The 25,203-nt window shown below is 72.5% G+C and carries 19 protein-coding genes; 9 read left to right on the top strand and 10 right to left on the bottom strand.

Annotation, left to right across the window (positions count from 1 at the left end; genetic code table 11):
• The first annotated feature begins 35 nt into the window (after positions 1-35).
• Complete coding sequence (locus PT931_RS35765) at positions 36-1,562, top strand: S1 family peptidase (RefSeq protein WP_456250159.1); 1,527 nt, start codon at positions 36-38, stop codon at positions 1,560-1,562.
• A 57-nt stretch (positions 1,563-1,619) separates the two neighbouring features.
• On the opposite strand, the gene PT931_RS35760 is transcribed toward PT931_RS35765, so the two are convergent.
• Positions 1,620-2,093, bottom strand: coding sequence for an HIT family protein (locus PT931_RS35760; RefSeq protein ID WP_456250158.1), 474 nt, complete (start codon positions 2,091-2,093; stop codon positions 1,620-1,622).
• Between the two features lie 72 nt (positions 2,094-2,165).
• Complete coding sequence (locus tag PT931_RS35755; RefSeq protein ID WP_456250157.1) at positions 2,166-2,996, bottom strand: MurR/RpiR family transcriptional regulator; 831 nt, start codon at positions 2,994-2,996, stop codon at positions 2,166-2,168.
• A 64-nt stretch (positions 2,997-3,060) separates the two neighbouring features.
• Here PT931_RS35755 and thrC point away from each other — a divergent pair, with 64 nt between their 5' ends.
• Entirely contained in the window at positions 3,061-4,125 is a 1,065-nt protein-coding gene (thrC, locus tag PT931_RS35750; protein ID WP_456250156.1) for a threonine synthase, read from the top strand.
• A gap of 106 nt (positions 4,126-4,231) precedes the next feature.
• On the opposite strand, the gene PT931_RS35745 is transcribed toward thrC, so the two are convergent.
• The 5 genes from PT931_RS35745 to PT931_RS35725 form a co-directional block, all read right to left on the bottom strand.
• Positions 4,232-6,634, bottom strand: coding sequence for an alpha-lytic protease prodomain-containing protein (locus PT931_RS35745; RefSeq protein ID WP_456250155.1), 2,403 nt, complete (start codon positions 6,632-6,634; stop codon positions 4,232-4,234).
• Between the two features lie 212 nt (positions 6,635-6,846).
• On the bottom strand, positions 6,847-10,350 hold the full coding sequence (locus tag PT931_RS35740; protein WP_456250154.1) for a M28 family peptidase: 3,504 nt from the start codon (positions 10,348-10,350) through the stop codon (positions 6,847-6,849).
• 346 nt (positions 10,351-10,696) lie between these two features.
• Complete coding sequence (gene cobF / locus PT931_RS35735) at positions 10,697-11,464, bottom strand: precorrin-6A synthase (deacetylating) (protein ID WP_456250153.1); 768 nt, start codon at positions 11,462-11,464, stop codon at positions 10,697-10,699.
• A gap of 94 nt (positions 11,465-11,558) precedes the next feature.
• A complete protein-coding gene (locus PT931_RS35730; RefSeq protein WP_456250152.1) occupies positions 11,559-12,260 on the bottom strand; it encodes an SDR family NAD(P)-dependent oxidoreductase in 702 nt (233 codons plus the stop codon).
• Positions 12,261-12,474: 214 nt separating this feature from the next.
• Positions 12,475-12,948, bottom strand: coding sequence for a DUF6326 family protein (locus PT931_RS35725; RefSeq protein ID WP_456250151.1), 474 nt, complete (start codon positions 12,946-12,948; stop codon positions 12,475-12,477).
• A 161-nt stretch (positions 12,949-13,109) separates the two neighbouring features.
• Between PT931_RS35725 and PT931_RS35720 the strand changes: the two genes are divergently transcribed.
• A complete protein-coding gene (locus PT931_RS35720; protein WP_456250150.1) occupies positions 13,110-14,261 on the top strand; it encodes a sensor histidine kinase in 1,152 nt (383 codons plus the stop codon).
• On the top strand, positions 14,258-14,905 hold the full coding sequence (locus PT931_RS35715; protein WP_456250149.1) for a response regulator: 648 nt from the start codon (positions 14,258-14,260) through the stop codon (positions 14,903-14,905). The genes PT931_RS35720 and PT931_RS35715 overlap by 4 nt, the downstream gene beginning before the upstream one ends.
• A gap of 155 nt (positions 14,906-15,060) precedes the next feature.
• Here the strand turns inward: PT931_RS35715 and PT931_RS35710 are convergent, their stop codons facing one another.
• Entirely contained in the window at positions 15,061-16,386 is a 1,326-nt protein-coding gene (locus PT931_RS35710) for an aminotransferase-like domain-containing protein (RefSeq protein WP_456250148.1), read from the bottom strand.
• 86 nt (positions 16,387-16,472) lie between these two features.
• On the opposite strand from PT931_RS35710, the gene PT931_RS35705 reads away from it, so the two are divergent.
• A complete protein-coding gene (locus PT931_RS35705) occupies positions 16,473-17,117 on the top strand; it encodes a LysE family translocator (RefSeq protein WP_456250147.1) in 645 nt (214 codons plus the stop codon).
• 112 nt (positions 17,118-17,229) lie between these two features.
• Here the strand turns inward: PT931_RS35705 and PT931_RS35700 are convergent, their stop codons facing one another.
• Positions 17,230-19,446, bottom strand: a complete 2,217-nt coding sequence (locus PT931_RS35700; protein WP_456250146.1) for a S8 family serine peptidase — start codon at positions 19,444-19,446, stop codon at positions 17,230-17,232.
• Between the two features lie 132 nt (positions 19,447-19,578).
• On the opposite strand from PT931_RS35700, the gene PT931_RS35695 reads away from it, so the two are divergent.
• From PT931_RS35695 to PT931_RS35685, 3 genes are all read left to right on the top strand, one after another.
• Entirely contained in the window at positions 19,579-21,060 is a 1,482-nt protein-coding gene (locus tag PT931_RS35695; RefSeq protein WP_456250145.1) for a trypsin-like serine protease, read from the top strand.
• Between the two features lie 286 nt (positions 21,061-21,346).
• Positions 21,347-22,120 (top strand): SDR family oxidoreductase, encoded by a 774-nt coding sequence (locus tag PT931_RS35690; protein WP_456250144.1) that lies wholly within the window; start codon positions 21,347-21,349, stop codon positions 22,118-22,120.
• Positions 22,121-22,313: 193 nt separating this feature from the next.
• A complete protein-coding gene (locus tag PT931_RS35685; protein WP_456250143.1) occupies positions 22,314-23,183 on the top strand; it encodes a metallophosphoesterase in 870 nt (289 codons plus the stop codon).
• Between the two features lie 128 nt (positions 23,184-23,311).
• Here the strand turns inward: PT931_RS35685 and PT931_RS35680 are convergent, their stop codons facing one another.
• The gene (locus PT931_RS35680; RefSeq protein WP_456250142.1) at positions 23,312-24,250 is read right to left on the bottom strand and encodes an AraC family transcriptional regulator; all 939 of its coding nucleotides are present in this window, start codon (positions 24,248-24,250) and stop codon (positions 23,312-23,314) included.
• Positions 24,251-24,330: 80 nt separating this feature from the next.
• Here PT931_RS35680 and PT931_RS35675 point away from each other — a divergent pair, with 80 nt between their 5' ends.
• The gene (locus PT931_RS35675) at positions 24,331-25,164 is read left to right on the top strand and encodes an NmrA family NAD(P)-binding protein (protein ID WP_456250171.1); all 834 of its coding nucleotides are present in this window, start codon (positions 24,331-24,333) and stop codon (positions 25,162-25,164) included.
• Positions 25,165-25,203: the final 39 nt, after the last annotated feature.

Raw genomic sequence — 25,203 nt, 5'->3', positions numbered from 1 at the left:
GGGGAAGGCGTTCAACCAGCACCAGGGAGCCGTTCATGTCTCGATCCCGCACTCTCCTCATCGCCGCCGGACTACTGGTGGTCACCGCCACCGGATCCGCCCCGGCCTACTCGGCCCCGCCGACGGCCCCGACGCTTCCCGCGGGGCTGGCCTCGCCGGGGATGCTCGCCGCGATGCAGCGCGATCTGGGCCTGACCGCGGCCCAGGCCCGCGACCGGGTCGCCGCCGAGACCGCCGCGCGGCGCACCGCCGAGGTGGTCCGGGCCGCGCTCGGCGACCGGCACGCCGGCGTCTGGTACGACGCGGAGGCCGGCGCGTTGGCCGTGGCCGTCACCGACCGGGCCTCCGCCGACCGTGCCCGCGCGGCCGGCGCCCGCCCGACCGTCGTCCGCTACGACCAGCGGCACCTCGACCGGGCCGCCTCCGCCGTCGCGGCGCTCGTCGACCGGGACCGCCCGGCCGGGGTCGACGGGTGGGGCACCGACGCCCGGGACAACGCCGTCGTCGTGACCGTCAACCGCAACACCGCCGCCGCGGGACTGGCCGCCCGGCTCCGGGCCCTCGACGGGGCCGTCAGGGTGGTCGAGACCGACTCGTCCCCGCAGCAGCAGGGCGGCGACGTCCGGGGCGGGGACAAGTGGACCCCGGGCAGCGAGACCAACTGTTCGATCGGCTTCGCGGCCACCGGGGCGGGCGGCAGCAAGCACTTCCTGACCGCCGGGCACTGCACCAACGACTACACGAGCGGCCAGGCCGCCTACGGCAAGGACGGCACCCAGCTCGGCGTCTCCGGCGCGAGCACCAACGGCACGACCGGCGACTACGGCCGGGTCGACGTGACCTCGGCGGGCTGGAACCTGTCCGCCACGGTCAACGGCTACGGCAACGGAGACGTCACCGTCACCGGCAGCGGCGACACCGTCGTCGGCCAGTCGGTGTGCCGGTCGGGCCAGACCACCGGGTGGCACTGCGGCACGGTCACCCAGCTCAACTACACCGCCAACTACGGCTCCCTCAGCGTCACCGGCCTGGTCAGGACCAACGCCTGCTCGGAGGCCGGCGACTCCGGCGGCTCCTGGGTCTCGGGCACCACGGCCGTCGGCCTGCACGAGGGCGGCACCGCCAACGGCTGCCAGGTCACCACCCACGAGGCGTACTTCCAGCCGGTCAACGAGGCGCTCTCCGCCTACGGCCTGACCCTCTACACCGGAGGCGGCAGCACTCCCCCGCCGACCACGGGCTGCTCCGGCTACCAGTCCAGCCACCAGGGCACCCTGAGCGGCTCGACGACCACCAGGTACGAGCCGAGCGGCACCTACTACCAGTCCACCGTCTCCGGCACCCACAAGGCCTGCCTGACCGGCCCGGCCTCCGGCGCCGACTTCGACCTGTACCTGCAGAAGTGGAACAGCTCCACCAGCACGTGGGACACCGTCGCCACCTCCAACGGCGCCACCTCCGGCGAGAGCGTCAGCTACAACGGCACCGCCGGGTACTACGTCTACAAGGTCGTCGCCGACAGCGGCACCGGCACCTACACCCTGGCGGTGACGAAGCCCTGAACCAGACAGGGGTGCCCCCGGCGGCCGGTCGGGGCACCCCTCGTGCCGCCGGAGCTGCTACGAATCCGGTCGGGCGAACCGGGCGCGCAGGCGGTCCGCGTAGGACCAACGGTCCCCGGTCGGCATCAGTCGTGGCCGCGTACCCGCCCGGAAGAGCTCGTCTCCCGGATAGCGCGGGTACACGTGGGTGTGGAAGTGCCACACGTCCTGGTCACCGGCGGGCTCGTTGTTCTGCCGGACGGTGACGCCCGCGCATCCGTAGCTGTGCCGGACGGCGTTCGCCATCTCCCGGACCAGGTCGGACACCGCGTGCCCGGCCTCGGGCGGCAGGTCGTAGAGGTTCTCGTGGTGGGCGTTGGGCACGACGAGGACGTGGCCGTGGTTGTTCGGCCACCAGTGCGGCGACATGATCGCGGTCGCGCCGGTGGTGCGTCGGATGACGTCGCGCTGCGTGGTCAGGGAGGTCACCTCACCGGCGACGAGCAGGCAGAACGGGCACTCGTAGCCGACCGGGGCATGGCTGATCGTCATGGGAGACCATGATCGTCGAGCCTGGCCGGGGCCGCAACAGCAGCCGCGTCCCGGTCCTCGGGTCCCGGCGGGTCAGGCTCCGTCCCGCAGGGTCTGGGTGATCGAGTCGAGGGTGGCCAGCCGGGTCGAGGCCGAGAGTCGGGCGGCCGTGGCGACCAGGAGGAGTTCGGTCACGGCCACCTCGTGCGTGAGCGGCGCGACGGGGCCGGCGGCGTCCCGGGGCAGGCGGATCAGGAGTTCGGCGTACTCGGCCAGGGGGGACTCCCAGGCGTCGGTGACCAGGAGCAGCCGGGCCCGCCGGGCGCGGGCGGCGCGGACGAACCGCTCGGTGGACGCCGAGTAGCGCCGGAAGTCGTAGGCGACGATCAGGTCGGCCGGCCCCAGGTCGAGCACGACGCGGGCCCGTTCGGCGGTGGCCTCGGGCACGCCGCGCACGCCGGGGCGCAGGGCCGACAGTTGCCGGACCAGGTACTCCGCGGCCAGTCCGCTCAGGGGGCCGCCCACGCCCCACACGTGTCCCGCCTCCGCCAGCAGGGACGCCGAACCGGACAGCAGCGGCTCGGTCATGGCCGCCAGGGTGCCGTTCAGCCCGGTCCGCAGGTCCTCGGCCGCGCTGTGGGCGTCGGGGAGTTCGGCGACGAACTCGTGCAGACGGGAGCGGTCGTGGTCGCGGGCGGCGGCCCGGACGGTGGCCTGGAACTCGGCGAAGCTGGCGTAGCCCAGGCGGGCCACCAGGCGCGACGCGGTCGGCGCGCTGACCCCGGCGCGGTCGGCGAGGGTGCGCAGGGAGCCGAGGGCCGCGAAGGGGTGGTCGTCGAGCAGGACGCGGGCCACGGCCTGCTCGCCGTGCGGGAGCGTGGCGTAGACCTCGGCGAGGTGGTCCGGCACCGGACGGGTCGTCATGTTGACGTATGTTACATCCAACACGCCGTTCCGCAATACCTGAAACGAATGTTATGTTCGGCGCATGAGTTCGTGGCAAGGGCTGATCGACAGCCCGTACCGACGCTGGCTACCCGTCCCCGACACCACCCCGGCGGTGTCCCTGCACGAGGGCGGCACCCCGCTGCTCCGCTCGGAGCACCTGTCCGCGCTGACCGACTGCGAGGTGTGGCTGAAGGTCGAGGGCGCCAACCCCACCGGTTCCTTCAAGGACCGGGGGATGACGATCGCGGTCAGCGTGGCCGCCGCGGCCGGGGTGAAGTCGGTCATCTGCGCCTCGACCGGCAACACCAGCGCCTCGGCCGCCGCCTACGCCGCCCGCGCGGGGCTCGAAGCCGTCGTGCTCGTCCCCCGGGGCCGGATCGCGCTGGGCAAACTGGCCCAGGCCATCCAGTACGGCGCGCGGATCGTCGAGCTGGAGGGCTCGTTCGACGACTGCCTCCGGGTGACCCGCGAGCTCGCCGCGCACCACCCGGCCGCGCTCGTCAACTCGGTCGGCAACGAGCTGCGCCTCGCCGGCCAGCGCACGGTCGCCTACGAGGTCGTCGACGCCCTGGGCCGCGCCCCCGACATCCACTGCCTGCCCGTGGGCAACGGCGGGAACATCACCGCCACCTGGGGCGGCTACCAGAACTACGCGCAGGCGGGGTTGTCGGCGACTCTCCCCCGGATCTGGGGCTTCCAGGCCGCCGGAGCCGCCCCGCTGGTGCACGGGACCCCGGTCCCGAAACCTTCGACGAGGGCCACCGCGATCCGGGTCGGGCACCCCGCGACCTGGGACGGTGCGATCGCCGCCCGCGACGGGTCCGGCGGGCTGATCGCGGCGGTCACCGACGAGGAGATCTTCGACGCGTACCGCACCGTGTCCCGCCGGGACGGGGTGTTCGCCGAACCGGCCTCCGCCGCCGGGATCGCCGGGCTGCTCCGGGAGCACGGCGCCGGTCGGCTCGCGGCCGGCCAGACGGTGGTGGTCACCCTCACCGGCAACGGCCTCAAGGACACCGAGGCGCCACTGCACGACGGGTACCAGCCGACGGAGTCGTCCGCCGCGACCGCCGACGTCGCCCGGGTGCTCGGCTGGGACTCCTGAACGGACCGGTGGACGGGAGCCGCGGTACAGGACATCAGCGTGTCCGGCACCGCGGTTCCCGTCCGCGCCGACGGCCCCGTGACCGGGCGACGGGGCCGTCGGTGACCTAGCTCGTGGCCACGTCGTCGACGACGGAGTACACCGGATCGTCGGGGTGGTTGTCGTCGTGGTTCGTGAACGTCAGGGTGTAGGAGTGCCCGGCGGTGACGGCGACCGAGACCTGCTGGTAGGACTTGGCCTGGGTGCAGACCCTGTCCTGCGGGGTACTCGTCGCGCCGGAGGTGTCGTCCTTCAGAGTCGCGGCGAACCAGGCGTAGCCGACCGTGTCGGGGCACGACATCTTGTACCAGAACGACAGCCGGGTGGCCCCGGGCGGCGCGGTGAACGTCTGGCTCAGGGTCGAGTCGGCGCTCGGGGTGACCGCTCCGATCCGGGCGGCGCGCGTGCCGCCGTGCACCGGGGTGCTGATGTTGCCGATGGTGCCGGCCGAGGTCCAGCCGCCCAGGTCGCCGGTCTCGTAGCCGCCGTTGACGACCCCGCCGGTGGGCGGGGTGCCGCCGTTGACGGTCACGTCGTCGAAGGCCGTGTGGGACACGTCGTAGGGGTTGCCGTCGGCGTGGTTGACCAGGGTCAGCGTGTAGCTCACCCCGGGGCTGACCGGTGCCGTGACCTGCTGGTACGCGGAGTCGGTGGCGCAGGTGCGGGCGAGGACCGTGGTCGTGGTGCCGGCGCCGTTGTCCCTCAGCGTCGCGGTGGCCCAGTCGTAGTACACGGTGTCGGGGCAGGTCATCCTGTACCAGAAGGACAGCTGTCCCGCCCCGGTGGGCGCGGTGAAGGTCTGACTGAGGGTCGACTCCCCCGTCGCCGTGGTGGACCCGACGAGCGCGGCCTTCGCTCCGCCGTGCACGGGGTTCGTCACGGTGGACGCGGTGCCCGCCTTCGTCCAGCCGGTCAGGTCGCCGGTCTCGAAGTCCCCGTTGACGATGCTCCCCGAAGGGCCGGGGTCGGTGGTGACGGTCAGGGTGTACGTGGCGCTGTGGCCGACGTTGGCGCCGGTGCCGGTCACGGTGATCGGGTAGGTGCCGGCGGCCGCCGCCGACGTCGTGGCGATGGTGGCGGTGGAGGAACCGCCGGACTGCACCGAGCCGGGATTGAAGGTGACCGCGACTCCGGCCGGGGCCCCGGTGGCGGCCAGGGCGATGTTCTGGGCACTGCCGGAGACGGTCGCCGTGTCGACCGTCGTGGTGGTCGACGAACCCGCGCGCACGCTGCCCGACGCGGCGCTCAGCGCCAGGGAGAACTCCGGCGGAGCGTCATTGGTGTAGAGGGTCAGATTCCACTTCCGCAGGGCCTCGTTGACCGGCTGGAAGGTGGTGTTGGGGTTGCTCTGCCCGCAGGGGTTGCCGCCACCGGAGTGCAGGCCGACGGCCTTCGCGCTGGTGCCGGAGCCCAGGACGTAGCCGCCGCCGGAGTCTCCGCCGTTGGAGCAGGCGTCGGTGTAGGTGAGCCCCTCGATCGTGGGGCCGCCCTGGTACACGACGGTCTGGTTGACGGCTGTGACCTTCCCGCACCGCCACTGCGTGGTGTTCCCGGAGTGGCAGACCGCGTCGCCGACCACGGCCTCGGCGGTGCCGTTCACGCTGACCGCGCCATTGCCCCAGGTGTTGACGGCGGGGCTCAGGTTCCAGTTGTTGGCGTGGTTGACGGCCACGACCCCGAAGTCGCCCTCGTTGGCGTTGACGCTGCGGGAACCGCCGACGTTGCCCGTGCCGAGCTGCTCGCCCTTCGTGCCGGAGGAGTTCTTGCCGTAGGCGGCCTGGTTGGCGTCGTTGGTGCAGTGCCCGGCGGTGACGAAGTGCTTGCCGCCGGTGCTGTCGACGGCCGCGAAGCCGATCGAGCAGTTGGTCTCGTTGCCCGGCCACCACGGGTCGCCGGCCTGCACCACCCCGGACTGCTGCCGTTGCGGGCTGCCGTTGACGACCCGGACGGCGTCGCCGAGCGCCCTGGCGTTGTCGAGGAAGCCGGCCGCCGCGCCCCGGTCGTGCACGGTGACGACGACGCTGTTGGTGCGGGCGTCCACACCCCAGCCGCTGACTCCGGCGGTGCCGTTGCGGGCCAGGGCGCCGAGCTGGCGGGTCAGGCCGGTCAGTTCGGCGTGGCTGCGCGCGACGGCCTTCGGCACCGCGCCGGCGGCGCGGACCCGGTCGGCGGTCGCCCGGTCCGTGACGGCCACGGTCAGCTTGCCGGTGGTGCTGTCGAACCAGGCGCTCTGCGCCAGGTCCCGGCCGAGGGCGGCCGCGATCCGGTCGGCGGTGCCCTGTTGGGCCAGGCGGGTCCTGGCCTCGGCCGCGGTGAGGCCGAGGTCGCGTTGCAGGCCGGCGATCATGCCGTCCGGGACGGGGTCAGCGGCCGACGCCGTGACCGGCAGGAGTGCGGCGGTCAGGGTGACCGCCGCGACAAGGTATCGAAATGTGGACCGCACTGCGGGGCTCCCGTCGAAGGTGGTCAATGGCATGACGCTATGGACCTGGGACGGTCGGCCTCTACGGAGAAATCCCTTGAGTGCGGGAACCCGAAAGGGCCGGCTCCGGGGTGGTCGGTTCCCGGAGCCGGCCCTCTCCTCCCCCTCAGGAGGTCCCGGGTCGTGCGGTGTTCCTGGTCGGGGCCGGCCCCGTGGACGTGGTGCCGGGGCCGGCCCCTCCCTCTCCCCTCAGTGGGAGGTCACAGGGTGATCGACCACGTGTCGAGCACGCCGGTGTCACCCGGTCCGTAGTCGGTGACCCGCAGCTGCCAGGTGCCCGGGGCGGCCGAGTTCACCGGCACGCTGTAGGACTTCTGGCCCCCGAACGGGGTGCAGGGGTAGTTGCCGGTGCCGGAGTACTTGACCGCGTACACCTGGCCGTTCGGGGCGATCAGGCTGATCCCGAGGTCCTCGGCACAGGTGTGGTTGATCGTGACCGACAGGGTGACCGGAGTGACGGCCTGCCCGCTCGCGTTCGACGTCACCGGGCTGGTGACCCGGTTGTCGTTGATCGCGAAGTCGGTGTCGTTGGTGAACGTCCGGCCGGTCGGCGCGGTCGTGGTCGGGTTCGGCCCGGGCGTCGTCGGGTTCGGCGACGGGCTGGAGTTGCCGTTGACGGTCAGCGTGTAGGTGCTGGTGTGGGTGGCCGAGCCGGTACCCGTCACCGTGATCGTGTACGTGCCCGGGCTCGCGTTGGTGGCGACCGAGACGTTCACCGTGGCGCTGGAGCCGGAAGTCACCGACGACGGGCTGAAGGTCACCTTGACCCCGGCCGGCACGTTGCTCGCCGTCAGGGCCACCGACTGGGCCGTACCCGACGTGGTGGCGGTGTTGACCGTGGTCGTCAACGACTGCCCCGGGGTCGCCGTGCCCGAGCTCGGGCTGACCGACACCGAGAAGTCGTTGACGGTGCTGGTCCCGACGGCCAGGTTCCAGATGGTGTACGCGACGCCGTCCGCGCTCCGGTTCAGCGCCGTGGCGTTGATGTTGCTGGTGGTGTCACACGACTGGTGGTAGCAGGAGTCGTAGGCCTGCCCCGCCGTGCCGCCCCACTTGGTGGCCTCGGACGACGACTTGGTGGCGTTGGCCCCGGTCGCGTACCCCGAGGTGGCGATGCCCGCGTTCTTGAACGACGCGTCGTCCGAGCGGCCCTGGCCCTCGACGTTCTCCTGGGGCGCCAGGTTCAGCGAGTCCCAGTACGCCTTCATCGGCGCGGAGGTCGCGGTGTTCAGGTTGTTGATGAAGTACCCCGCGTTGGGCGAGGCGACCATGTCGAAGTTGTAGTACCCCTTGATGGCGCTCTTCTGGGTGGCGCTGAGGGAGTTGACGTAGAAGCGGGAGCCGTTGAGGCCCTGCTCCTCGTCCGTCCACCAGCCGAACCGCACGTGCCTGGTCATCGTCGGGTTGGCCTGCGCCAGGGCGAGGGCCGCCTCCAGGATCGACGCCGAACCGGAGCCGTTGTCGTTGATGCCCGGGCCCGCGCCGACACTGTCGAGGTGCGCGCCGAACATCACCGTGTTGTTCGCGTCGCCGGCCGGCCAGTCGGCGATCAGGTTCGGGCCGGAGCCCGAGGTGCAGCCCGAGGTGCAGGGCTGCTCGACGACCGTGTAGCCGGCCGCCTGGAGCTTGCCCTTCACGTAGGCCACCGAGGCGGTGTAGCCCGCGCCGGTGGAACGCCGGGTGCCACCGTTCTGCGAGGCGATCGTGTTGAACTGGGTCAGGTGCGCCTGCACCTTCGCGACGTCGATGTCCGGCGCGGTGCCGCCCGGGTTCGGGGCGCCGCCCACGGTCAGCTGGTAGGTCGCCGTGTGGGTCGCGCTGCCCGTGCCCGTGACGGTCACGGTGTAGGAGCCGGGTGCCGCCGAGGACGATGCCGCCAGGGTCAGGGTGGAGCTGGCGCCGGACTGCACCGACGCGGGGTTGAACGACGCGGTCACGCCGGACGGCAGGCCGCTGGCCGTGAGGTTCACGGTCTGCGCGCTCCCCGAGGTGGTCGCGGTGCCCACGGAGGTGGTCGCCGACGCGCCCGGCTGGACGGTGCCGCTGGCCGGGCTCAGAGAGAGCGAGAAATCATTGCCGGGGGTACCGGTGCAGGTCGCCTCGCCCGACTGGGCCGGCAGCGTGACGGCGTCCCAGGCGGCCTTGGTCTTGTTGTACAGGGCGCAGGTGGAGTCGAGGTTCTTGGCCGCCTGCAGCGTCGCGATCCGGTACTTCTTGTACGTCATGCCCGACGTCTTGAGCAGCATCGCGTTGTAGAACACCTTGCCGGCCTGCTGGATGCCGACCCCGGTGATCGAGGAGCTGTTGCAGGTCGGGCTCGCCGGCTGCCCGTTGGTGGGCGCGTTGCCCTCGGCCAGCAGGTAGAACCAGTGGTTCAGCGGCCCGGCCGCGTCGTGCACCTCGGTGTTCGGGATGCTCGACGAGTAGCAGTTGGGGCTGCGGCCGTCCTTGTTCGGCTCGTACATGTACCGCAGCGGCTTGCTGTTTCCCCCGAAGTTCACCAGCTCGCCGACCTCGTAGTCGGGCCGGTCCACGGAACTGTTGACGTACCACTCGGTGAGCGCGCCGAAGATGTCCCCGGTGCCCTCGCCCAGACCCGCCTCCGACGACGTGCCGCCGGGGGTGTTCTCGTCGATCCCGTGCCCGTTCTCGTGCCCGACGACGTCGATGCCGGTCAGCCACTGGTTCGCCGAGTTGTAGCCGAACAGGGTCGCGTTGGGCACGTAGTCCCAGTAGGCGTTCTTGTCCTGGAGGCCCACATAGGACGGCCAGCCACCACCGTTGCCGTTGAAGCCGTTACGGCCCAACCAGTTCTTGAGCATGTCCCATTCGCCGGCGTTGGAGTACATAACGTCCACGCAGCCGGAGACCTTGTCCGTCTTGCTCGCGCTTCCCCACACGTCGTCGGCGTCGGTGAAGATCGCGCCCGTGCTGCCCGAGTAGTCCGCACAGCTGATGTTGCCCCGGGTGGGGTCCTGCATCTTGTAGGCGCCGCTGGAGCCGGAGGTGGGGATGGGCAGGTTCGAGCCGCTCCACACGCCCGTGCCGGTACCGGCCTCGATCTCCTCCACCGCGTGCGCGACGGCACCCGAGCGGGCGTCGACGTACACGTGCTGGCGGCTGGGGCGGGTCTGCCCCGCGTGCCCGTGGCCCTGGTCCCCGCCCGGGGCCGCCGTGCCCGCGACGAGCACGTCCCAGGCCAGGACGGGACTCGGCTGACCGGTGCTGAGCACCACCAAGCGCGGTTCCGTCGAGGAGTCCGTCCGCAGCAGTCGGGCCCGCGCCGTGGTGGTCGCCCGCTCGGCGGACACGGTGGGGTTCGTGCCGACGTTGATCGCGGACTCGCTAGCCGACACCGTGGTCAGCACCCGGCCGGCCGCGTCGGTCGCCACCACCGCGTCCCCGCCCACGACGGGCAGGCCGCGGTAGGTCCGGTCGTAGGACACGTAGTACAGGTCGCGCTGCCCCGGCGTCCCGCCCTGGTACACGGCTCTGCGGTCGAACTGCTCGTTGGGCCCCTTCCGCAGCGCGTCCAGGCCGCTGGCCGCCGCCCGGTCCGCGGCGGCGACCGCCAGTCCGATGGGGTCCGACGCCTGAGCCGACGGCGACTGCGCCGTCGACCAGGACAACGCCGCCGCCGTGCCGGCGACCACCGCGAGGGCGATCCCGGCCGCTGCGACCGGTAACCCGGCTCTACGCCTCATGTGCGCACTCCTTCGGTTTCCCTCCGCGCGCACCGATGGCGCGGATAACCGGCAGCTAACAAGAGATCGACGGCCACGGAAACGGGGGAAACCCTTGACGCCGCATTGTTAAGGCTCCCTTGAGGTTCGGCGGGCCGCCGACCTGCGCGGGATCGCGAGGCGCGGACAGGTCAAGGGTTTTCCCCGTATCTCCGGACCGACCCTGCCGCGACGCCGTTCGTCACCGTGGGTCACGGGGCCGTCGCCTCGCGGGTGCTACCCGTCCCCCTGCGCCGGGCTGCGCCCCGGGCGGCGGTAGGGCCTTAACGTGAGGTCGTGCTGCCGACAGGGCGCGGAGGCCGGCCGGTCAGGAGAGTGTCGTGCGGCGCAGCAGGTACGTGTCCATGATCCAGCCCTTGGTGGCGCGGGCCACCGCGCGCAGCTCCCGGATCCGGTCGGCGACCTCGACGACCGGGCCGTGCACGAGGATCTCGTCGGCGGTGCCCAGGTAGGCGCCCCAGTAGATGTCGAAGTCGGCCGCGTCGGGCAGCTCGGCGAACGCGCACCCGGCGTCGAGCATCACGACCAGGTCGTCGATCCCGTCCGGCACACCGTCGGCGGCGAGCCTGCGGCCCGGGGTGATCTGCACCGGGCGGCCGATCCGGTTCAGGGCGATCCCGTGCGCGGCGGTCAGGGCCGCGACGCAGGTGATCCCGGGGATGACCGTGTAGTCCAGCGCCGTCCGGTCGCGGGTGAGGATGTCGTCGAGGGCGGCCAGGGTGCTGTCGTAGAGGCCCGGGTCGCCCCAGACCAGGAACGCGCCGGTCTGCCCGTCGGCCAGCTCCTCGGCGATCAGCCGCTCGAACAGGTCCGCGCGCCGGCTCCGCCAGTCCCGGACGGCCTCGGCGTAGGCGGGGGTGGTCCGGTCGCGTGCCGGGTCCCCGGCCTCCACGACCCGGTGGGAGCCCTGGGCGTGCGCGGCGAGGAGCTGCTCGCGCAGGCGTACCAGGTCGTGTTTGTCCTCGCCCTTGTCCAGCACGAAGAAGACGTCGGTCCGGCCGATGGCCTTCGCCGCCTGGAACGTGAGGTGGTCCGGGTCGCCCGCCCCGATGCCGATGACGAGGATCTTCTTCATCCCGCGAGTCTGCCCGGCCGCCGGAGGCCGGCCGCGGCCGGGCCGACGCGGGGTCGCCGATCGCGCCCCGGCTGTCGGCGGGCGGTTTCGTGGCTCAGACCTGCTCGAAGCGGAACTCCCGGATGAAGCAGTCCCGCGGCTGCCCGACGGCGAACAGGACGCAGTCGATGACCGACCGCGCGGTCAGTGCCCCGTGTGACACCCGTGGCCCGTCCTGCTCGAAGTCCGGCGGGTACAGCGAGATCACGCGCACGCCCTCGGCCCGTAGGCGGTGCGAGAGGATGTCGGCGAACCCGGCCTGGGCGCGCTTGGCGGCGTAGAAGGCCGGGTGGGCGCCGGACCGGTGGTGGCCGACCTCGCCGCAGGCGGAGATCAGGTTCACGATGTCGGGCCGCGCCGAGGCACGCAGCAGCGGCAGCAGGTGCCTGGTGAGCAGGACCGTGCCGGTCACCGCGCCGGCGATCGTCGCCACGATGTCCTCGTCGGCGACCGTGTCGAGGTCCTCGCCGTGGAGGTACCGGGCACCGCTGTTGATGAGGACGTCCAGGTGGTCCGTGCGTTCGGCGAGCGCCGCCGCGAATCCCCGGATCGAGTCCGGCGACTCCAGGTCGCAGGAGAAGGCCTCGGCGGTGCCCGGTCCGCGCGCCGCGACCGCGTCCGCGGTGCGCCGGGCGGCGGCCGGATCCCGGGCGGAGACGAACACGTGCGCGCCGCGTTCGGCGAACGCCGACGCGAGGGCCCGCCCGGTGTCCCGTCCGGCACCGCTGACAGCCACCCGCAACCCGTCGAAGATCATGCCCGGGATCAGAACACATCAACCGCGCTGGAGGTCAACGCGCACCGTACCCGGCCCGGACTGCGTCCTCGACGGATGCGGCGGCTCGACGGCCAGAGACACCGGACAGCCGAGCGCGCTCTCCGGGGCGCCCGCGCCGGCCACCGTCGAGCCGGTGACCGCGCGAGCCCTCCGAGGAGTAATTCGTACCCATATATCCTTCGTGGGGTTGATCTCAGTGCGGCTGTGCGGTACGGCGGGGCCAGGTCCACGCGGAGCGCAGGATGAAGGCCAGGAGCAGCACCTCGAGTCCGATGGAGAGGCCGTAGAAGAAGGCCCACTCCCGGGTCGTCCCCGCCGCGTTGAACGCCGAGTAGGGGAGGTAGAGCGATGCCACGACGAGGTTCGTGGTGCGGCTCGCCCGGGCGGGCAGCGTCATGGAGAGCGTCACCATCAGGGCGGGGATCGCCACGGACGCGAGCATGATGGTCAACAACGTCGAGGTGACCTCGAACTTCCAGACGAGGCCGTTCAGGATGCCGTCGACGACGCCGGGCTTGTAGAGATTGAAGAAGTCGACGTAGAGGTACAGGAACATGAAGCTGGTCCATGCCGCTGTGAGTTTGGCCCGCACGGGCATGCGCGGATCTTCCAGCGTGCTCCGGGACGGCGCGTTCTCCAGCGCGGTGCCGGACGGAGGCGTTCTCATCACAATGCTCCTTGGCCTGATCAGGTGAGTGCCTCCACCCTCACGGACGCCGGCGGCGGGCACATCGGCTCCGGACCATGATTCGACCTGGTCGTTGGCACAGCCGACCTCCTATACTTTTGGCGGATACGCCGGGCCCGCGGGCTGCCTAGGCTGATCGGATGTCCACCACAGCACTCCGCTCGCTGTGGGCCGAACCTCGACCCACGAACGCCCCGGACCGGGGGCCGCGGGACTGGGCCCTCGTCGCGGTACTCATCTGCTGGTCCGCGGTGGAAGTGGTGCTCCGCCGGGACCTGGCGCCGCTCCCGTTGCAGCTACTCGCGGTGCTCGCGGTCCTCGGCCCCCTGCTGTGGCGACGCACGCACCCGCTCGTCGCGGTCGCGGTCTCCATCGGCACGTTGACGATCGTCGACGTCGTCCGGGTCGTCACCGGGTCGCGGGGCACCATGCTGAACTGCACCCTCGCGGTGCTGATCCTGGCCTACGCCCTGTTCCGCTGGGGCTCCGGCCGGGAGGCCGCGAGCGGCCTCGGCATCATCCTGCTCTGGCTGGCCGTCATCACCACCCGCGGCGCCGACCCCACCACCCTGGCGGAGGCGGTCGCGGGGTACGCGTTCTTCCTGTTCGCCGCAGCGCTCGGCGCCGCGATCCGCTATCGCGCGAAGGGCCGGATCCGCGACATCGACCGAGCCAAGTCCCGCGAACGCGAACTGCTCGCCCGCGAGCTGCACGACACCGTCGCCCACCACGTCTCGGGCATCGCCATCCAAGCCCAGGCAGGACGTGCCATCGTGGCGACCCACCCCGAGCGGGTCGTCGAGGTCCTGGCCGTCATCGAGGACGCGGCGAGCCGCACCCTCACCGAGCTGCGCGCCATCGTCGGCGTGCTCCGCGCCGCACAGGACACCGCGTTCGCGCCGCAGCCCGGCGTGGCCGAGGTCGAGCAGCTCGCCACCGATGGCCAGACGCGTCCCCGCGTCGAGGTGACCGTCTCCGGCGCGTTCGAGGACCTCAGCCCGGCGGTCGGGGCCGCGATCTACCGGCTGGCCCAGGAGTCCGTCACCAACGCTCGACGGCACGCCCGGCACGCGAACCGGGTCACCGTCGCCGTCACGGGCGAGGCCGACCGGGTACGACTGACCGTCGACGACGACGGCTCCGCCGCCGGCGACCGCGCTCCGGCGGGCTACGGCCTGGTGGGCATGCGGGAACGCGCCGCACTGCTCGGCGGCACCTTCCACGCGGGTCCCGCCGCCGGGCGGGGCTGGCGGGTCGAGGCGGTCCTGCCCCGAACCGGGACGCCGCGATGAGCATCAGGGTCCTCATCGCCGACGACCAGCCCATCGTGCGGACCGGGCTGACGATGCTGCTCGACGCCCAGCCCGACATCGAGGTGGTCGGCGCGGCCGCCGACGGGCGCGAGGCGGTCCGCCTGGCGCTCCAGCTGCGTCCCGACGTCGGCCTGTTCGACATCCGGATGCCGCTGATGGACGGCATCGAAGCCACCCGACGCCTCGCCGGCCCCGACGTCGCCGACCCCCTGCCGATCGTGGTCATCACCACCTTCGACCTCGACGAGTACGTCTACGGGGCGCTCAGGGCCGGCGCCCGCGGGTTCCTGCTCAAGGACGCCGGGTCCGCCCTGCTGACCCAGGCCATCCACGCCGCCGCGGACGGAAACGCCCTGATCGCGCCCAGTGTGACCGTCCGACTGCTCGCAGCGTTCGCCCACGCGCAGACCTCATCTCCGAGGCAGCCGATGGAACCGCTGACCGCCCGCGAGGAGGAGGTCCTCGTGCCTGTCGCCCAGGGCCGCACCAACAATGAGATCGCCAGCGAGCTCTACATCACCCCGAGCACCGTCAAAGCCCACCTCGCCAGCCTCATGCGCAAGCTCGACGCCCGAAACCGGGTCGAGGTCGCCATGTGGGCCCACGAAACCGGCCGCGTCTGACGCCGCGGAGCACGGCATCCGCTGGCTGTGGTCCTGGCACCCGGACAAGGGGTTCGAGACCAGGCCAGCGGGTCCTTCCACGCCGAAGCCCGGCCCGACGAGGCCGGGTGCCCAGGTCCGACACCCGGCCTGATCCGGCGTGGTCGGCGGATCCGTCAGTCGATGTCGTCGGGAGCGGACCGGGCGAGGGTCGCCAGGGTCGCCAGGGCCCGGGCCAGGACGTCCAGCGGCGGGGACGCGAGGCCGAGGCGCACCGTGTTCGGGGTGCGGTGCGGCGCCGCCGTGAACGCCGAGCCGACCGTGACCGCGATGCCGCGCCGGGCCGCGGCGGCCGCGAACACCTCGGGCCGCCAGCGCCGGGGCAGCTCCCACCAGCACAGGTACGCGCCCGGGGCGGTGCGCACGCCCAGCCCGCCCAGGCAGGTGCGGACCAGATCCTGGCGGGCCCGGGCGTCCGCGCGCTTGGCCGCCTCGACCGCGGCGAGGGTGCCGTCGGTGATCCACCGGGTCGCGGCGTCCAGGGCGAACCGCTGCGGGGTCCACGCGCCCGACCGCAGCGCGTCGGCGAGCCGGTCGGTCAGGTGGGGCGGGGCGACCGCGAAGCCGGTGGTCAGGCCGGGGGCGAGGCGTTTGGAGAGGCTGTCGACCAGGATCGTGTGGTCGGGGGCCAGCGCCGCCAGGGGGGTGGCCGCCGGGTCCAGGTAGGACCAGACGGCGTCCTCGACCAGGTGCAGGTCCAGCCGGCGGGCGAGGTCGGCGAGGTCGGACCGGCGGGCATCCGGCATCGTGACGCAGAGCGGGTTGTGCAGCGTGGGTTGCAGGTAGACGGCGTGCAGGCCGCCGGCACGGTGCGCGGCGGCGACGCCGTCGGGGCGCAGACCGTCGTCGTCGACCGGGAGCGGGACGAGGATGACACCCAGACGGTCCGCCAGGGCGCGGACCACCGGGTACGTGAACTCCTCGACGCCGAGCCGGCCGCCGGGCGGGACGAGCGCGGCGACCGCCCCGGCGATGGCCTGCCGACCGCTGCCGGCGAACAGGATCCGGGCCCCGTCCGGGGTCCATCCCGGTCGGGCCAGCGCGTGCGCGGCGGCGGCCCTGGCCCCGGGCGTGCCGGCGACCCCGACCGGGCGGAGCGCGGCGGCGAGGACGTCGGGGCGGAGCAGGTGGGCCAGGCCGGCGGCGAGGGGCGCGAGCTGTTCGGGCACGGCCGGGACACTCAACTCCAGGTCCACGGGCTGGTCGGCGGGCTCGCCGAGGGCGGCGAACTCCCCTGCCGCCCGGACGAACGTGCCCCGCCCCACCTCGCCGGTGACGAGGCCGCGCCGAACGAGTTCGCGGTACACCCGGTGCACTGTGGAGGGTGCCAGCCCGTGCTCGCGGGCGAACGCGCGCTGGGTCGGCAACCGGTCGCCCGGCCGGAGCCGGCCGCCGGTGATGTCGGCCGCGACGGCGTCGGCGACGTTCCGGTAGTCCCGCACCCGCGCTCCCCTCCGAACAATCCCACATTGCACCGAGGACAATAACAGCATTGCATCGAGATGGGTACCTGACCTAGGGTCGACCCATGATCGGAACCCACGCGGTGCTGGGGGTCGCGGCGGTGTCCCTGGGCATGGTCCTCACCCCCGGACCGAACATGATCTACGTCGTCTCGCGCAGCGTCACCCAGGGCCGCCGGGCCGGCGTGATCTCCCTCGCCGGGGTCGCCGTCGGCTTCGGCGTCTACCTCACGGCCACCACCCTCGGGCTGTCCGTCGTCTTCGTCGCGGTCCCCCAGCTGTACCTGGCGGTCAAGCTCGCCGGCGCCGGGTACCTGCTGTGGCTCGCGTGGCAGGCGTTGCGGCCCGGCGGGGTCACGGCGTTCGCGCCCGGCGAGCTGGCGCACGACCCGCCGCGCCGGCTGTTCGCGATGGGGCTGCTGACCAACCTGCTCAACCCGAAGGCGGCAGTGCTCTACCTGACCCTGATCCCGCAGTTCCTGGACCCGTCCGCCGGGCACCTCCTCGCCCAGGGGTTCGCGCTCGGCGCCGTGCAGATCACGGTCAGCCTCACGGTCAATCTGGCCCTGGTGCTGGCGGCCGGCATGATCGCGACGTTCCTGGCCCGGCGTCCGCGCTGGCTGCGGACCCAGCGGTACGTGACCGGGACCGTGCTCGGCCTGCTCGCCTGCAAGCTCGCGACCGACTCGTCCCGCGCGGCCGTCGCGTGAGGGCCCCGCTCCCGGTGCGGCGGGCCGTCGACCGCACCCTGGTCGACGGGGGTGGGGGCGGGGAGAGCGCCGCGGGGGGCCGGTCGAGTCCCGGCTCCCCGCGGCGGACGGTCTAGAGGGTCACCGACCACCAGTCCAGGGTGCCCTGGTCGCCGTAGCCGTAGTCGGTGATCCGCAGCTGCCAGGTGCCGGAGGCCGCGGAGTTGACCCCGGTCGCGGTGTAGGTCTTCTCGCCGTTCACCGGGGTGCACGGGTAGTTGCCGCTGCCGGAGAGCTTCAACGGGTACACCTGTCCGCCGGGTGCGACGAGGGAGATGCCCAGGTCCTCCAGGCAGGTGTGGTTCAGGCCGATCCGCACGCCGACCGAGGTGGCGGCCTGTCCGGTGGCGGTGGACGTCACGGGGCTGAAGATCCGCTGGTTGTCGCGGATCGGGAAGTCGGTGTCGGCGCGGAAGGTCCGGCCACCGGACGTGGTCACGGTCAGCTGGTACTCGGCGGTCCGGGTCACCGATCCGGCCGCCACGACGGTCAGGGAGTAGGTCCCGGCCGGCACGGTGGCGCCGACCGTCACGGTGGCGGTGGCGGACCCGCCGGTCTGGACGCTGGCCGGGCTGAACGTGACCCCGATCCCGTTCGGACCGACGCCACCGTTGCTCGCGGTCAGCGAGATCGTCTCCGGGCCGCCGGACACGACCGCGGTCGACACACCGAACGTTCCGGTTCCGCCGGCCGGCACGGACCCGGACGACGGGTTCAACGACACCGAGAAGTCACCCGTCGTCGGCCCGGTGCCGGTCACGGTCAGGCTGTAGGTGGCCGTGTGGGTCGCCGAGCCGGTGCCGGTGCCGGTCACCGGGTACGTGCCGGCCGGGGTGGAGGCCGCGGTGGCGATGGTCAGGGTGGACGAGGCGCCGGGGGTCACCGGGCTCGCGCTGAACGACGCCGTGGCCCCGGACGGCAGGCCGGTCGCCGACAGCGTGATCGCGGTCGGGCTGCCCGCCACGACGGCGGTGGACACGGTCGCGGTCGCCGAGGAACCGGCCTGGACCGTCCCGGAGCCCGGGCTGACGGCCAGGGAGTAGTCATGGGTCGTCGTGCCGCCGCCGAAGGAGCTGATGTTGAGGACCTTGCTCGGCGAGCCGGTGCCGGGCACGTTCTTGATGGTCACGTTCGAGGCGGCGTTGACGAGGGCGGCCTCCACCTGGGCGGAGGTGGCCGTGGGGTTGCCCTGGAGGTACAGGGCCGCGGCTCCGGCGCCGTGCGGGCACGCCATCGACGTACCCGTCTTGGCGGTGCCGCCCGTGTCCCCGGCCGCGTTGGCCGCCGTGATGTTCACGCCGGGCGCGAAGAAGTCGACGCACGTGCCCCAGTCGGTGCCCGAGTTGAAGGTGTCGGTGTTGTCGAACGACCCGACCGCGATCGCCGACTTCGTCGTGGCCGGCGAGGTGAGACACGCGTCCTTGCTCCAGTTGCCGGCCGCGACGACGACCGTCACGCCCGTCTCCACGAGCCGTTTGATCGCCGCGTCCACCGTCGGGTGGGTCAGGTCCGGGTCGCCGGTGCTGAAGTTCGCCACCGCCGGCTTCCTCGCGTTCGCCGCCACCCAGTCGGTGGCCTTCACGACGTCCGCGTCGGTGTTGGAGGAGTTGCAGCCCTGGAACTGGCGCACCGGCACCAGGATCGCCTTCTTCGCCACCCCGTAGACCGTGCCCCCGGCCGTGCTGGCCACATGCGTCCCGTGGCCGTTGGACGGGCAGTCCTCGGTACCGTTGCCGTCGTCGAAGATCGAGTGCCCCTCGCTGACCGCGACCCGGCCGCCGAAGTCGGCGTGCGTGGACCGGATCCCACCGTCCACCACATAGATCCGCACCCCCGAACCGTCGGCGTCGTACGTGTACTTCTTGTCCAGCGGCAGGTTCGTCTGGTCGATCCGGTCCAGCCCCCAGTTCGGCGGGTTGTCCTGCGTCACCGGCGCGGCCGCCGACTCCGCCATGTGGTTGATCCCGTTCGTCGACACGTACTTCACCGCCGGGTTGCGGCGGACCCTCGCCAGCGCCTCGTCGGTGAGGGAGGCCGCGAAACCGCGCAGGGCGACGTTGTAGGTGTACTTCACCCGCGCTTCCGCGGCCGTGAGCCCGAAGGCCGGCAGCGGGTCGTCCGCCACCAGGCCGGCGTTGTCCTTCAACACCACGATGTACTCGCCGACGACCGACTTCCCCGCGCTCACCAGCGGGGCGGGCTCGGCGGAACCCGTCGAGGCCAGAGCCGGCACGGCACCGAGCATTCCGATCGCCACGACGATGGGGATTGCCCTGAAGAGAGGTTTCATGGCCACAAGCTTCGGCCCGACCTCGGCAAATTTATACAGAACAATCCCTTGTCTTTGCCTCAGTCACCGCCCGCGCCCGGGACAAGGGTTTCCCCGGATTCGGCGGCCGCGCGGACTCACGAGCATGACCTCATGCGAAAACTGACGAGGTATCTGATCGGGCTGGTGGTGGCCGCGCTCGTCGTGGTGGCCCTGCCGGGCCCGGCGAGCGCGATCCGGGGCGGCACGCCGGTGTCGGTCGCGGACTATCCGTGGGCGGCGGTGAGCACCCGACCGGGCAGCGCCCACCCGTACAAGGAGTCGTGTAGCGGGGTGCTGCTGTCGCCGACGCTGTTCATGACGGCCGGGCACTGCACGATGAAGACGGAGACCTGGGACAAGCGGACCGTGATCGTCGGTCGGTCCGACATGGCCACCACCGAGGGGATCGAGGTGAAGCCGGTCGACGCGTGGCTGCACCCGGAGTACCCGAACTGCAACGAGGGCTTCCAGTGCGGTGACATCGGCATCTGGGTGCTGGCGAAGCCGGTCGGCACGTCCTACGTCCAGATCGGCACGGCCGCCGACGAGGCGGTGGGCACCAACTCCACCATGGTCGCGTGGGGCCAGATCGGCGGCGGGCAGAACTCCACAGTGGCCCGGAAGGCGACGTTCCCGGTGACGGCGGAGAAGCCCTGCAAGGACAAGGGCTACGACTTCAAGACGGGTACCGTCCTGTGCTTCGGCCCCGTCAACGGCGACGTCGGCACGTGCGTCGGGGACAGCGGCGCGGGTTACGTGGTCGGCACGAAGCTGATCGCCATCCACTCGGGCGGTGACTCCAACTGCAACGGCCCCGGCATGGGCATGCGCGTCGCCGACCAGGCCGCCAACATCCAGAAGATCATCAACGGCCAGGGCGACCAGTCCGGCTGGCGGCACCTCGGCACCGGCACCCCCGCCGACGACTTCTCCGTCTCGACCAGCCCCACCAGCGGCGATGTCACCCCCGGGCAGTCGGCGACCGTCACCGTCAACACGGCCACCACCTCCGGCGGCCCGCAGACCGTGAACCTCACAGCCAGCATGGGCGCCGCGGCGCCGCTCGGGATCACCGTCGCGCTCAGCCCGACGTCGGTGCGGTCCGGCGGGTCGTCGACCATGACCGTCACGGCCGCGGCGACCACCCCGGCAGGCACGTACCCGGTCACCGTGCTCGGGACCGGCGACGGCGGGGTGGTCCGCGAGGCGCAGTACACCCTGACGGTGTCCGGGGGAACGCCGACCCGCACCTTCCGCGCCGACACCGACTACCCGATCCGCGACAACCAGCGGATCCTCAGCCCCGTGACGTCCACCGCCACCGGACAGGCCGCCACCTCGGTCGGCGTGCGGATCGGCCTGAACCACACCTGCCTGGAGGACCTGGGCATCTCCCTCATCGCACCCGGCGGACAGGTCCACACCGTCAAGTTCTCCGGCAGCGGCAGCTACCCGTGCAGCCCGTGGAACGGGGAGAGGACGTTCACCGCGACCGGGGTGAACTCCGCGGCCTCCGGCACCTGGCAGTTGCGGGTCACCGACTACGGCCCCGGCGACCAGGGCACGCTCGACTACTGGTCCCTGACCCTGTAGCGATCAGCGTCTGGCCCGGTCCCGTTGTCGGGGCCGGGCCAACGGCGTTTCCGTGCCCTGTGGGGTGGTGGCGGCACATCCGGCGCCAGCAGTTTGGCGGCGGGGATCCGTAGTAGCGCGCCGGCACAGGCTGGAGGAGCGCCGGGACGTCCGGCGCGCATCCCGCATTGTGGACCGGCTTCGGGCTGCCCGCCCCGGTCAGCGCCCCCGTCGACCGCCGGGTCGCGACCGGCCACGCCTCCGACAGCCCGTCCAGCCTCATCGAAACCGCCTGAAGGGCAGAACATTGACGCAGTACCACGGAAAAAAGGTCGTCATCACCGGCGGCACCATCGGGATGGGGTTCGCGATCGCGCGACGGCTCGTGGCCGGCGGCGCCGAGGTCGTGCTGACCGGGCGCGACGAGCAGCGGTTGGCCGAGGCCGGACAGCTGCTCGGCCCGGGGGCGCACGTGCTGCGTTCCGACGCCGGGAGCCTGGCCGACATCGACGCCCTCGCGGCGTTCGTCCGGGACCGGTTCGGCGCCGTCGACGCGCTGTTCGTCAACGCGGGCGTGTCGGTGCTCGAACCGTTCGCGGAGGTCACCGAGGCCACCTACGACTGGATCTTCAACGTGAACGCGAAGGGCGCGTTCTTCACCGTGCAGCGGCTGGCTCCGTTGGTGGCCGACGGCGGCTCGATCGTGTTCACCACGGCCGTGACCAACCTGGGCGGCTTCCCCACCATGAGCGTCTACTCCGGCTCGAAGGCCGCCGCCGGGGCCTTCGCCAAGGTGTTCGCCTCGGAGCTGCTGCCCCGCGGGATCCGGGTGAACGCCGTGAGCCCCGGCTTCATCCGCACCCCGTCCATGGGGGTCACCGACGCGCCCGCCGAGGTCGTGGCGGCCTTCGAGGCCGAGGGTGCCGCGCTGACCCCGATGGGTCGGGTCGGGGACGCCGGGGAGGTGGCGAAGGCGGCGCTGTTCCTGGCGTTCGAGGCGACGTTCACCACCGGGGTGGAGCTCGGGGTCGACGGCGGGCTCGGCCGCAACATCGTCAACCCCGCACCAGCGGCGCACTGATGGACCACCGGCCGCCTGTGGGCACATATGGCATCCGTCACAGGGCGGGGCCGCACACGCACGCGGCCTCGTTCGTCGTCGGTGACCCTCGGCCCACCGCCGCCCGGAAACTTGTGCCTACGTGGTCGGCACGGTTACGTTGCCCCGGTCGGGAACATCCGCGCCGGACGGCTGAGTACCCGGGGGGGCACGCATGGAACACACCCACGGCCACGCAGGCGCTCTCCGCGATGGCTGGAGCACGCCCCCGTCCTCGATCCGGCCGCCCGGACCGCTGTTCGCGGTGTCGGACGTGCACGGATTTCTCCCCGAGTTGATCGAAGCACTGTTCGCCGCGGCCCTCGTGGACAGGGCGGGCCGGTGGACCGGCGGGGCCGCGCGGTTGTGGTTTCTCGGGGACTACGTCGACCGGGGACCTGACGGGATCGGCGTGATCGACTACGTCCGCCGGCTGCAGGGCGAGGCGGGCGCCGCGGGTGGACACGTGGGCGCGCTGCTCGGCAACCACGAGATCCAACTGCTCGGCGCGGACCGGTTCGCCGACTCCCCCGTGCCCGGTTGGGGGTACGCGGGCGGCCTGCACGACACGTGGTTGCAGTGGGGCGGCCGGGCCGGTGACCTGCGCCGACTGACCGACGAGCACCGGGCCTGGCTGTACGGGCTGCCCGCCGCTGCCGTGGTCGGGGAGCACCTGCTCGTGCACTCGGACTCGCTGGGGTACCTGCGGTTCGGGTCCACGCTCACCGAGGTCAACGAGCGGGTGGCCGAGGCGATGACCACGGAGGACGCCGGGGTCTGGCTCGACCTGACCCTGGCGTTCGTCGACCGCCTGGCCTTCCAGGGCGGGAGCGGGCCGGCGGCGGTGGACAGGATGCTGGCCGCGCTGGGCGGGCGGGCGATCGTCCACGGGCACAGCACGCTGATCCGTCACTTCGGCGTCGCGGCCGGCCAGGTGCGCGGGCCCGTCGTGTACGCGGGCGGGCGGGTGACCGCCGTGGACGGTGGGGTGCACGAGGGTGGCCGGGTACTCGTCGTGCCGCTGTCCACACGAAGCTCGGCATAGCGGCCGGCGCGCCCGGGCGGCCGTCGTCACCCACGCCCCACCGCAGAAGTGCTCGTCGGAGGGGTTGACCCGCGGGTCGCCCGGCCCGCCACGCACACCGGGAGGCGGCGGACCGTCGGTGGGGCCCGCTAGCCGGTCGTCCGGGAGGCTCGGTGCTGGCTGGGGCGGGTCCCGTACACCCGGTGGAAGGCCACGCTCAGGCCGAAGGCGCTGCGGTACCCGACCTGCCGGGCGATCGACTCCACGGTCGCCTCGGTGCGCACCAGCAGGTCGGCCGCCAACGCGAGGCGCCACCCGGTCAGGTACGCCATCGGCGGCTGGCCGACCAGTTCCCCGAACCGGCGCGCGAACGTCGCCCGCGACACCCCGGTCTCCTCGGCGAGGGCCGCCACCGTCCACGGCCGCGCCGGCCGGTCGTGGATCAGCCGGAGCGCCCCGCCCGCGACGGGGTCGCTGAGCGCCCGGTACCAGCCGGGGGAATCGGCCTCCGGGCGGGCGAACCACTCCCGCAGCGTGGACAGCAGCAGCAGGTCCAGGAGCCGGTCCAGGACGGCCTGCTGTCCCGGGTCCTCCCTGCTGATCTCGGCGGCGGTGAGGTCGAGGATCGGGCCGGGCGCGCCGTCGTGCCGGACCACGAGCACCCGGGGCAGGGCGCCGAGCAGCCGTTCGGAGACCCGGCCGCCGACCTGGTAGCTGCCGGTGAGCAGGACCGTCGGGCCGTCCATGCTGTTGCCGCAGGTGCGCAGGCCCAGGATCACCTCCTCGCTGACGTCCGCGCCGTCGGCCGTCGTGCACCGGTCGGGGCCGATGACGTACAGCGGTGGGCTGAGCGGGTCGTCGCCGACGGTGAAGGGCTCGGATCCGACGACGATGGCCACGTCGCCGCTGTCGAGCGCGACGGGCTCGCCGTCGCCGGGCGCGATCCAGGCCGCGCCGCGCAGCAGCGTGACCAGGGTGAGCGGGCGGCGGTCGGCGAACCGGACCGACCAGGGCGGGGCCAGGAAGTTCCGGCTGAACAGGGCCCCGTCGGACCGCACCTCGTACAACAGACTCGCCAGGGCGTCCATGGCGCGAGTTTAGACGCTCAGACATGCATCTGAGCGCCGTGACCATTCTCCAGCTCACCGGCGGGCGGTTTGATGATCACATGACGAACACGACGTTCCTGGTCCTCGGCGGTACCGGCAAGACCGGCAGCCGCGTCGCCTCCCGCCTCCAGCAGCTCGGACACCAGGTCCGGGCGGCCTCCCGCACCGGGGCGGCCCGCTTCGACTGGCAGGACGAGAACACCTGGGAGCCGGTCCTGGACGGCGTCGGCGCCGCGTACCTGGTCGACTCCCAGCTCGCCGACGCCGCGACCTCCGTGGCCGCGTTCAGCAAGCTCGCCGTGTCCCGCGGGGTCGAGCGGCTCGTCCTGTTGTCCGCCCGCGACTGGGTCGTACCGGCCGGCGAGGAGAAACTGCCCAGCGAGCGCGCGGTCCGCGACTCCGGCGCGGAGTGGACCCTCCTGAAGCCGGCCTGGTTCTCGCAGAACTTCAGCGAGGACCCCTACTTCCGGGGGGAGATCCTCGACGGGGAGATCGTGATGTCCACCGGGACCGGTCTCGAACCGTTCGTCGACCTCGACGACGTGGCGGACGTGGCCGTGGCCGCCCTCACCGGCACGGGTCACGCCGGGCGGTCCTACACGTTGACCGGTCCGCGACTGCTGAGCCTCGAGGACGTGGTCGGGGAGATCTCCCGGGCCACCGGCCGCGACATCGGCTACCGGCCCGTCACGCCGGAGGAGTTCGCCGCCTACGCGGCCGCCCGCGACGTCCCGGAGGACTACGTGGCCCTGTTGAACCTGCTGTACGGCTGGATCGCCGAGAACCGGTTCCTCGATCTCGGCGACGGCGTCCAGCGGGCCCTGGGCCGCGAGCCGCGCGACTTCGCCGACTACGCCCGGGCGGCGGCCGCGACCGGGGTGTGGAACGCCTGAGCCGGTGGGCCCGCGCGGTGGAAGGCGCGCGGGCCCACC

The organism is Longispora urticae, from assembly GCF_053902585.1.
This window is presented reverse-complemented; position numbering and strand designations above follow the sequence as displayed.

Bases quoted from the DNA above. Each gene is read 5' to 3' on its own strand.
- PT931_RS35765 (WP_456250159.1), top strand. From the start codon at position 36: ATGTCTCGATCCCGCACTCTCCTCATCGCCGCCGGACTACTGGTGGTC.
- PT931_RS35760 (WP_456250158.1), bottom strand. From the start codon at position 2,093: ATGACGATCAGCCATGCCCCGGTCGGCTACGAGTGCCCGTTCTGCCTG.
- PT931_RS35755 (WP_456250157.1), bottom strand. From the start codon at position 2,996: ATGACGACCCGTCCGGTGCCGGACCACCTCGCCGAGGTCTACGCCACG.
- thrC (WP_456250156.1), top strand. From the start codon at position 3,061: ATGAGTTCGTGGCAAGGGCTGATCGACAGCCCGTACCGACGCTGGCTA.
- PT931_RS35740 (WP_456250154.1), bottom strand. From the start codon at position 10,350: ATGAGGCGTAGAGCCGGGTTACCGGTCGCAGCGGCCGGGATCGCCCTC.
- cobF (WP_456250153.1), bottom strand. From the start codon at position 11,464: ATGAAGAAGATCCTCGTCATCGGCATCGGGGCGGGCGACCCGGACCAC.
- PT931_RS35730 (WP_456250152.1), bottom strand. From the start codon at position 12,260: ATGATCTTCGACGGGTTGCGGGTGGCTGTCAGCGGTGCCGGACGGGAC.
- PT931_RS35725 (WP_456250151.1), bottom strand. From the start codon at position 12,948: ATGAGAACGCCTCCGTCCGGCACCGCGCTGGAGAACGCGCCGTCCCGG.
- PT931_RS35720 (WP_456250150.1), top strand. From the start codon at position 13,110: ATGTCCACCACAGCACTCCGCTCGCTGTGGGCCGAACCTCGACCCACG.
- PT931_RS35715 (WP_456250149.1), top strand. From the start codon at position 14,258: ATGAGCATCAGGGTCCTCATCGCCGACGACCAGCCCATCGTGCGGACC.
- PT931_RS35705 (WP_456250147.1), top strand. From the start codon at position 16,473: ATGATCGGAACCCACGCGGTGCTGGGGGTCGCGGCGGTGTCCCTGGGC.
- PT931_RS35700 (WP_456250146.1), bottom strand. From the start codon at position 19,446: ATGAAACCTCTCTTCAGGGCAATCCCCATCGTCGTGGCGATCGGAATG.
- PT931_RS35695 (WP_456250145.1), top strand. From the start codon at position 19,579: ATGCGAAAACTGACGAGGTATCTGATCGGGCTGGTGGTGGCCGCGCTC.
- PT931_RS35685 (WP_456250143.1), top strand. From the start codon at position 22,314: ATGGAACACACCCACGGCCACGCAGGCGCTCTCCGCGATGGCTGGAGC.
- PT931_RS35680 (WP_456250142.1), bottom strand. From the start codon at position 24,250: ATGGACGCCCTGGCGAGTCTGTTGTACGAGGTGCGGTCCGACGGGGCC.
- PT931_RS35675 (WP_456250171.1), top strand. From the start codon at position 24,331: ATGACGAACACGACGTTCCTGGTCCTCGGCGGTACCGGCAAGACCGGC.